The organism is Nostoc cycadae WK-1 (genome assembly GCF_002897135.1).
In the GTDB taxonomy this organism is placed as follows: domain Bacteria; phylum Cyanobacteriota; class Cyanobacteriia; order Cyanobacteriales; family Nostocaceae; genus Nostoc_B.
On sequence record NZ_DF978437.1, the window covers coordinates 123,304 to 130,826 of the forward strand.

Genomic DNA, 7,523 nt, shown 5'->3' on the forward strand with positions numbered 1-7,523 from the left:
AATAGCAAAGATGATGATTTGTCTGTGCGAATGATAGCAGTGCTAGTATTAGCCCATGCTTACAAGGATGACTCCACTAAAACCATTCTCCAAGAACTCGCCACTGCTAAAAATGATGATTCGGGTGTGCGACGGATAACATTGGGACAATTAGCCCAAGCTTTCAAGGATGACTCCACTAAAACCATTCTTCTACAACTCGCCACTGCTAAAAATGATGATTCGGGTGTGCAAGTGACAGCAGTGGCACAATTAGCTAAAGCTTTCAAGGATGACTCCACCAAATCCATTCTTCTACAACTCGCCACTGCTAAAGATGATGATTCGGGTGTGCAAGTGACAGCAGTGGCACAATTAGCTAAAGCTTACAAATCTCAACTTGAACTTTTTGAAATCTACTATAACTGTGCAGCCAATGACCCTTTTAAGGGTAAACATGAATGGTATAGGCCAAATCCCCGGCGCGTTGCACTTGAGATAATTGTCAAACAATATCCCCAGCATGACCGGACTTTACCACTGTTGCGCGACAGAGCCGAAAATGACCCAGATGAGGAGGTGCGGGAGTATGCAGAGAAACAGTTGAAACAGTGGCAAGGGTGAACATAAACTGAGATTATGCCCAAGAAAATTAGAGAACTCAAAAGGTTATTGCTGCAAGCTGGGTTTACTTATAAACCTGCAAAGGGTAGTCATAGTAAATGGATACATCCGCTATTGCCTCAAGCTATCATCATCCCTGGTAAAGATGGTAGCGATGCTAAACCTTATTTAGAAAAGCAAGTTAATGAAGCACTTGCAGAATTAGAGAGAATAGAAAAAGCGGAGGAAACTGAAGAATGAAATACACAATTATTATTCAATGGTCAGATGAAGACCAATGTTATGTAGTTTCATTGCCTGAATTTACTAATGTCATGCAGCCTTGTACACACGGAGATTCTTACGAAGAAGCCTTAAAAAATGCTCAGGAAGTTTTAGAAATGCTAATTGAATCAGCTTTGGCAGAGGGTGAAACGTTGCCAGAGCCGCAAACTTTGGGCAAGTCTTTAAAAGTAGCATAATAAAATTAAACAGGTAAATTTATGACTACATCTATCAATACAGCCAAAGTCTACGACGAAATTGTTGACTTTATTGCGGCTGGGACTACTCCCGAAAGTGTTGTGAAGTTTCAACTCTCGGATAGTACAAAAGAGCGTTTAGAATATCTGGTTTATCAACACAAAATGGGCGAACTCAAGCCAGAGGAAAAGAAGGAATTAGATTATTTCCTCACCTTAGAACATATTATGACCTTAGCAAAAGCAAAAGCCCATCAATACCTCAAAGCGGAGTAAGTTTTTTAAGTGTTTAGTTCTTAGAAGTTGTTTGAAAAGTATTTTCTGTAACATCAAAATCTTAAAAACCTAACCCCCCTCCCCCCCTTCCCTACGAGGGAATGGGGGTTTCAAAGCCTCTCTCCTTGCAGGGGAGAGGTTTGGAGAGGGGTTTATAGTATAATTTTAGACCTTCTAAACATCCTTTCAGCATCTACGTTAAAACGGATAAATAAGTAGAGTAATTGTGTGCTTTTACCCTCACCAATGGGAATTATATACTTAGCAAATATTGCTACTTCAGTCTATAACTACCTTGGTGAATCTACTATGTCTTATCAAAATATTAATGCTTCTCTTTCGCCAGCAGATATCCAAGAAATTAAAGCTGCGCTCCAGACAGTGCAATCAAAACTTCCCTTTTTGGTTACTCTCAGCACAGAAGAACGGCGGAAGATGGTCAAGATGGGTGATAAAAGTCTGGCTTTTGTCAATAATAGTGCAGCGGCGGCTCAATCTAACCGTAATATTTTGCCAGCTACTTTTGACGTTGAGGAGTTGGTAAAAGATTATCAGTTAGCGATCGCACTTAGTGAAGTGTTAATTTCTATGCGGCAACTCACTGAACAAGTAGATGATACTCTCATGGCGGTTGGTAGTGAAGCGATGAGTAGCAGTTTGACTGTTTACGATTACGTCAAAACCGCATCAAAGAAAACTCCAGGCTTAAAAACTCTGGCTGAACAATTAGGTGAACGCTTCAAAGCTATCAAAGGTAGACCATCTAAAGCTGCGTCTGGTTCGTGAGCAATTCATCCTCATTAATGAGTGTTGGAAGTTCATTAATGAGGCTTGGAACTCTATTAATGAGCCTCGGAGCTTCATTAATGAAGTTTGGAACTCTATTAATGAGTGTTGCTACTCCATTAATGAGGCTTGGAACTCTATTAATGAGCCTCGGAGCTTCATTAATAAGCCTTATAACTCCATTAATGAGTGTTGGAGCTTCATTAATGACTCTCAGAACTCCTTTGTTCAGCAAATATCAGTAGTAGGGTAGCAAGCTTTATTAATTGCATAAATATAACTTTTGTGGTGTAGACATCTTGTCTGCATCAGACGGGCTAGAAGCTCATCCCACAAGAAAGTTATAATGCAAAATCTGAGAGGTTGTTTGAAAAGGCATAAAAGATACTAAAAACCCCTCTCCAAACCTCTCCCCTGCAAGGAGAGAGGCTTAAAAACCCCCCTTCCCTTGTAGGGAAGGGGGGCTGGGGGGTTAGGTTTTTAAGATTTTGATATGACAGACAATACTTTCCAAACAAAATCTGAGGATTGCGACAATTTAATAATGATAAAAGTATAGATATTTACAAAAAATAAAAGCTAAAACAAGGTGAAGAATTTGGTTTTTTGCGTGGCAAAACCGTAAAATTACAATCGTAACTAGGAATACAGAAATTAAGTTGTAGTCGTCTCTACACCCCATTTCCGGGCAATTGAGTACAGCTTAATATATCGTAAAATAACTTGGCTAAATCGCTGCAAACTCTGACAGGCGAAGCGTTTGATAGTGAGTACCGCAATTCTGATACCCCCACCCAAGAAATACTAGTACCCCTACCTTGAAAAACTAGTACCCCTACCCCAAGAGAATATTGAAGTTAATTTAAAATCAAGCTTTGCAGTAGTTGAGTACAAGGTTAATAAATACAATAAATCCAACCGACATAGAGTGTACTGTCCTGTTGGGAGTCGCCTGATATAAGCATAAAAATAGCACAAGGCTTTTTACCCAGACAGTAACGATGCAACAGTCATTAGACAGTAATCAAAAAGCGACAGTAGCGCCAGATTCTGTAAAAACATCCCTGCTGAAAAATTTACTCCCTGGCTTTGATTTTGAGCCAGTGTTGAGTGATTTTCGGATTATTTTTGAACGTGACCCTGCTGCACGTAATTGGTTAGAGGTGGTGTTTTGCTATCCTGGATTGCACGCACTTTGTTTACATCGTCTCGCCCACTGGTTGCATTGTCGAGGGGTAGCTTTCTTTCCTCGCTTAATTTCTCATATTGGTCGATTCTTTACGGGAATTGAAATTCATCCAGGTGCAGAGATTGGTAAAGGAGTATTTATCGACCACGGGATGGGGGTTGTGATTGGCGAAACGGCGATTGTGGGAGACTACACGCTAATTTACCAAGGTGTGACTCTCGGCGGAACTGGGAAGGAAAGCGGGAAACGTCACCCAACTGTCGGTAAAAACGTTGTGGTTGGTTCCGGTGCGAAGGTTTTAGGGAATATTCAAATTGGCGATCGCGTCCGTGTGGGTGCAGGTTCGGTTGTGTTGCGCGATGTCCCTGCTGATTCCACAGTTGTCGGCGTTCCCGGAAGGATTATCTCGCGCAAAGACAACAATCACTCTCCTCTGGAACACAACAAACTCCCCGACGTAGAAGCCACTGTGATTCGTTCCTTACTTTCTCGCATTGAGCAACTTGAACAAAAACTCAAAAGTTACGAGTCAATCAGTAAGTCAAAAGTTAAAAGTCAAAAGGCAAAAGAATAAAACGTAGTAACTAATTTTACGCTAAGGACAAAGGACGAATGACTAATGGCAGAGCAAAGTTTAGGTGAACAAGTTTTACAGATTCCGTTGAGCGATCGCTGGCGAATCTACCACCGTTTGCAAGAGTTGATGATTCCTTGTGCTTGTCCTCCCGATGGTTCTTTACGGGTACAAGTCAACAGTTTACTCGCCGCAATTTTAGTCCGCAGTACCGTTATGCAATGTCTAGCTCCTCGTCAAGAATTAGTTAATTGGTTAGAACATTGCTGGTATTTATAAACCTGCGTTTGCTCACAGCAAAAAATCAGCCTCTCTAATATCGCTTGTTCTGATTTTTTCAGTCGCTTAAATTGCATTCACAACCTTTAATTCTTCTCTATACTTATCTGTTTCTGCCCTAATTATGTCCACCCGCACAAAAGAATCAAAATTCATCAATTTTTTACATACAGAAATCGAACTGACTAATGCAGATATTGCTGTAGCACTGCGACACAAAAAATTTGATGATGCACCATTACCCATGCTGCTTTGGCAATATGGATTGGTTAACTTACAACAGCTAGAACAAATTTTAGATTGGCTAGATGAGCAGCCATGAACGACTTTCCAATTTCCAGGCGATAGCGATTCGCCAGCTTTTACTTTTTGGCATAAATGACTTGTAATTATTGGGAGATAGCACTATGATTTCCAGCTTAATTTGTGGCTTTGCCTTCTTATTAACTTCCAGTCTAGTTAATACCTATCTAGGCTATCTCCTACTCGAAAAAAGTTTGTCTGACAATAGTAAAAATGGCGGTTAAATTATACTGTCGTTTTGTTTTCTGCCATACAGATGCAATATCTTAATCTGGGTAATATTAAAGAATGATGAAGACAAAATATTAATTGTATTAATTTATAGCATTTACCTTTACTTAGCGTTGCGGAAAACAGTTAACGCTCCAGAAAGAATATTAAGAAAAATACCTATGAGGCTGTTTGAAATGAGTGAAATCATCATTAATGACACTACATTACGCGATGGCGAACAAGCAGCAGGTGTTGCTTTTACCTTAAAAGAAAAAGTGGCGATCGCCACTTTTCTTGATGCTATCGGCGTGCATGAATTAGAAGTCGGTATCCCCGCAATGGGAGAAGAAGAAATTCGTGCCATCTCAATCATTGCTGACTTGGGATTAAAAGCCAACCTCCTCGCCTGGAATCGTGCTGTAATTTCTGATATTAAAGCTTCCATCGCCTGTGGAGTGCAGCGAGTTCATATTGCGATTCCAGTTTCTGGTATCCAAATCGCTGCGAAATTTCATGGACAGTGGCGAGTAAGTCTGCAAAGACTCAAAGATTGTATCAGTTACGCACGCGATCGCGGTCTTTGGGTGGCAGTCGGTGGCGAAGATTCTTCCAGAGCCGATGAAAACTTCTTGTTAGATGTCGCACTGTATGCTCAAGAATGGGGTGCATCTCGCTTTCGCTTCTGCGACACCGTAGGAGTTCTCGATCCTTTCACCACCTACAAAAAAGTTAAACGGCTTGTTTCTTGGCTGTCAATTCCTGTCGAAATCCACACCCACAACGATTTCGGCTTGGCGACAGCTAACGCACTAGCCGGAATTAAAGGTGGAGCCACATCTGTTAACACCACTGTTAATGGGTTAGGTGAAAGAGCCGGTAACGCCGCTTTAGAAGAAGTTGTTATGGCCATCAAACGCATCTATGGCTTAGATATGGGGATTAACACACCCCGTTTGTTGGAATTATCCCAACTCGTAGCCGCTGCTGCTGGTGCTGGCGTACCACCTTGGAAAGCTATTGTAGGCGAAAATACCTTTGCTCACGAATCGGGAATTCATGCACACGGCGTATTGCAAAACCCCAACACCTACGAACCCTTTGCGCCGGAAGAAGTCGGTTGGGAACGACGTTTAGTCGTTGGTAAACATTCTGGCAAACATTTAGTATCTAACTTGCTTCAGCAGCATGGAATCTTTCTCAACCCCGAAGAAACCCAATCTGTTTTAGATGCAGTTCGCCAGCAATCAGTTAAGAAAAAACGTAGCCTCACAACAGAAGAACTTTTGAACTTGGTAAAAGAACAGAGGTATTCTCATGCAACCCGATGAATATGAATTAGAGTCAGAACCCGATTTTGAAGTTGGCGAAAAAGTCAGACTCCGCAAACAAATTAAAAACGATGGTACATTTCCCGGTAGAGAAATTGGCGAAATTTTAGCAAAAAAAGGAGATATTGGTTACATCGCAAGTATAGGTACTTTTCTACAACGTTCCTATATTTATGCTGTGCATTTCTTAGATAAAGGAATCGTTGTTGGTTGTCGCAAAAAAGAACTAGAATCTGCTGAGGAAAATCATGAAGGTAATGCTACGGATGAATGAAGCTGGTAATTTAACAGTCTACGTCGCTAAAAAAGATTTAGAAGAAGTAGTAGTTAAACAAACAGACGGTGAAGCTGGAAAAATTCTTACCTTAGCCAATGGTTGGGAATTAGAATTCCCCGAAATACCTGATGTAGCAAATTTACCTAAAACTGTAGAAGCTAGACGTTTAGCTTAAAATTACAAGTCAAAAGTAAAGAGAGAAGGCAAAAGGTAAAAACCAATTTTTCCTTCTTCCTTTTTACTCTGCATGAGCAACAACGCCCCAAAAGCTTGGGGTTAATTATTTCTTAGTGGAAATTTTGAGTAGTTAACATGGGTGACAAATATCTCAAGTTATCGGAATTGAACCTAGAAGGGCAGTTCCTAAGTTTTGCTGGTATTAAATCAGGAAAAGCTAAATATCTGCAATTAGCAATTGCTTCCGGTAATTTGCATATTAAATTACCAAAAGAATTGCGTAGTACTTTGCCATGTAGTTTAATTCCTGGTGAACAAATTCGCATTTGTGGTGTGACTAAAGTTAACACCCATACAGGCAAGATTAAAATTAAAGCACATCAAATTACACAACTTAATACTTGTCCAAATCAAGAATTATCATCACCACCACAAGCCAAAATTATGGTGTGTCAAAAATCTGGTTGTGTGAAACGCGGCGGTAAAGGTTTATTATCAGAAATAGAAAAAACTTTGTGCGATCGCGGTTTGTTAGACAAAGTTAAAATTGAACACACAGACTGTCAAAAGCGTTGTAGCAGCGCCCCTAACTGCGTTTTACAACTCGGTAAAAAGAAGTATAAAAAACTTCACCCAGAAGCGATCGCATCTTTGCTAGAAAATCACTTAACCTAAATTCCAGCTTCTTTGCAAATGTATATATTACTGTGTAGGGGTAAAAATTTTACCCCTATTTGTTTTTGATATTGTCAACTGGCAATATCTAAGTTAAAACTGTTGCAATCTAATTCATTATCAGGTGTGTTATACCAATTCACTAAAAGTGTGATACAGATGATTTAGGAATAAATATGAAAGGGTGAAAATGGTTGGAGTCACCAAAGTCGAAATAAAAGAATCAGTCCAAGAATTGCATGAACTGCTCTTAAAACAGAAAACAGCATCAAGCCGTGAACGAATTCAAGCTTTGTATTTGCTGAAGATGGGGCAAGTAAGAACAGTACAGGATGTAGCTGTGGTCGTGGGCGGAGAAAGGGTGACAGTGCAGAGATGGCTA

12 protein-coding genes and 1 pseudogene are annotated in these 7,523 nt (G+C 40.3%); all 13 read left to right on the forward strand.

The window, feature by feature from the left end; all coding sequences use genetic code 11:
* Window positions 1-603 (forward strand): HEAT repeat domain-containing protein (locus tag NCWK1_RS22700; RefSeq protein ID WP_422730877.1); only part of this gene is annotated, 603 nt, incomplete at its 5' end.
* Window positions 604-618: 15 nt separating this feature from the next.
* Window positions 619-843 carry a type II toxin-antitoxin system HicA family toxin gene (locus tag NCWK1_RS22705; RefSeq protein ID WP_096576469.1) on the forward strand — a complete coding sequence of 75 codons (225 nt, stop codon included), beginning with the start codon at window positions 619-621 and terminating at the stop codon, window positions 841-843.
* A complete protein-coding gene (locus NCWK1_RS22710; protein WP_096576467.1) occupies window positions 840-1,064 on the forward strand; it encodes a type II toxin-antitoxin system HicB family antitoxin in 225 nt (74 codons plus the stop codon). The genes NCWK1_RS22705 and NCWK1_RS22710 overlap by 4 nt, the downstream gene beginning before the upstream one ends.
* 21 nt (window positions 1,065-1,085) lie before the next feature.
* Window positions 1,086-1,340, forward strand: a complete 255-nt coding sequence (locus NCWK1_RS22715) for a hypothetical protein (protein WP_103126273.1) — start codon at window positions 1,086-1,088, stop codon at window positions 1,338-1,340.
* A gap of 309 nt (window positions 1,341-1,649) precedes the next feature.
* Entirely contained in the window at window positions 1,650-2,126 is a 477-nt protein-coding gene (locus tag NCWK1_RS22720; protein WP_103126289.1) for a hypothetical protein, read from the forward strand.
* A 1,001-nt stretch (window positions 2,127-3,127) separates the two neighbouring features.
* A complete protein-coding gene (gene cysE, locus NCWK1_RS22725) occupies window positions 3,128-3,889 on the forward strand; it encodes a serine O-acetyltransferase (protein ID WP_103126274.1) in 762 nt (253 codons plus the stop codon).
* Window positions 3,890-3,934: 45 nt separating this feature from the next.
* Window positions 3,935-4,168, forward strand: coding sequence for an Asr1405/Asl0597 family protein (locus NCWK1_RS22730; RefSeq protein WP_103126275.1), 234 nt, complete (start codon window positions 3,935-3,937; stop codon window positions 4,166-4,168).
* Between the two features lie 124 nt (window positions 4,169-4,292).
* Window positions 4,293-4,490, forward strand: coding sequence for a DUF2949 domain-containing protein (locus NCWK1_RS22735; protein WP_015114101.1), 198 nt, complete (start codon window positions 4,293-4,295; stop codon window positions 4,488-4,490).
* A gap of 388 nt (window positions 4,491-4,878) precedes the next feature.
* Window positions 4,879-6,012 (forward strand): homocitrate synthase, encoded by a 1,134-nt coding sequence (gene nifV, locus NCWK1_RS22740; RefSeq protein ID WP_103126276.1) that lies wholly within the window; start codon window positions 4,879-4,881, stop codon window positions 6,010-6,012.
* Window positions 5,999-6,286 carry a nitrogen fixation protein NifZ gene (locus tag NCWK1_RS22745; RefSeq protein WP_096576457.1) on the forward strand — a complete coding sequence of 96 codons (288 nt, stop codon included), beginning with the start codon at window positions 5,999-6,001 and terminating at the stop codon, window positions 6,284-6,286. The genes nifV and NCWK1_RS22745 overlap by 14 nt, the downstream gene beginning before the upstream one ends.
* Window positions 6,261-6,464 carry a putative nitrogen fixation protein NifT gene (gene nifT / locus NCWK1_RS22750; RefSeq protein WP_096576455.1) on the forward strand — a complete coding sequence of 68 codons (204 nt, stop codon included), beginning with the start codon at window positions 6,261-6,263 and terminating at the stop codon, window positions 6,462-6,464. Before NCWK1_RS22745 ends, nifT begins: the two co-directional genes overlap by 26 nt.
* A gap of 137 nt (window positions 6,465-6,601) precedes the next feature.
* Complete coding sequence (locus NCWK1_RS22755) at window positions 6,602-7,141, forward strand: (2Fe-2S) ferredoxin domain-containing protein (RefSeq protein ID WP_103126277.1); 540 nt, start codon at window positions 6,602-6,604, stop codon at window positions 7,139-7,141.
* A 190-nt stretch (window positions 7,142-7,331) separates the two neighbouring features.
* Window positions 7,332-7,523, forward strand: a pseudogene (locus NCWK1_RS22760) (IS630 family transposase); the annotation flags it as partial.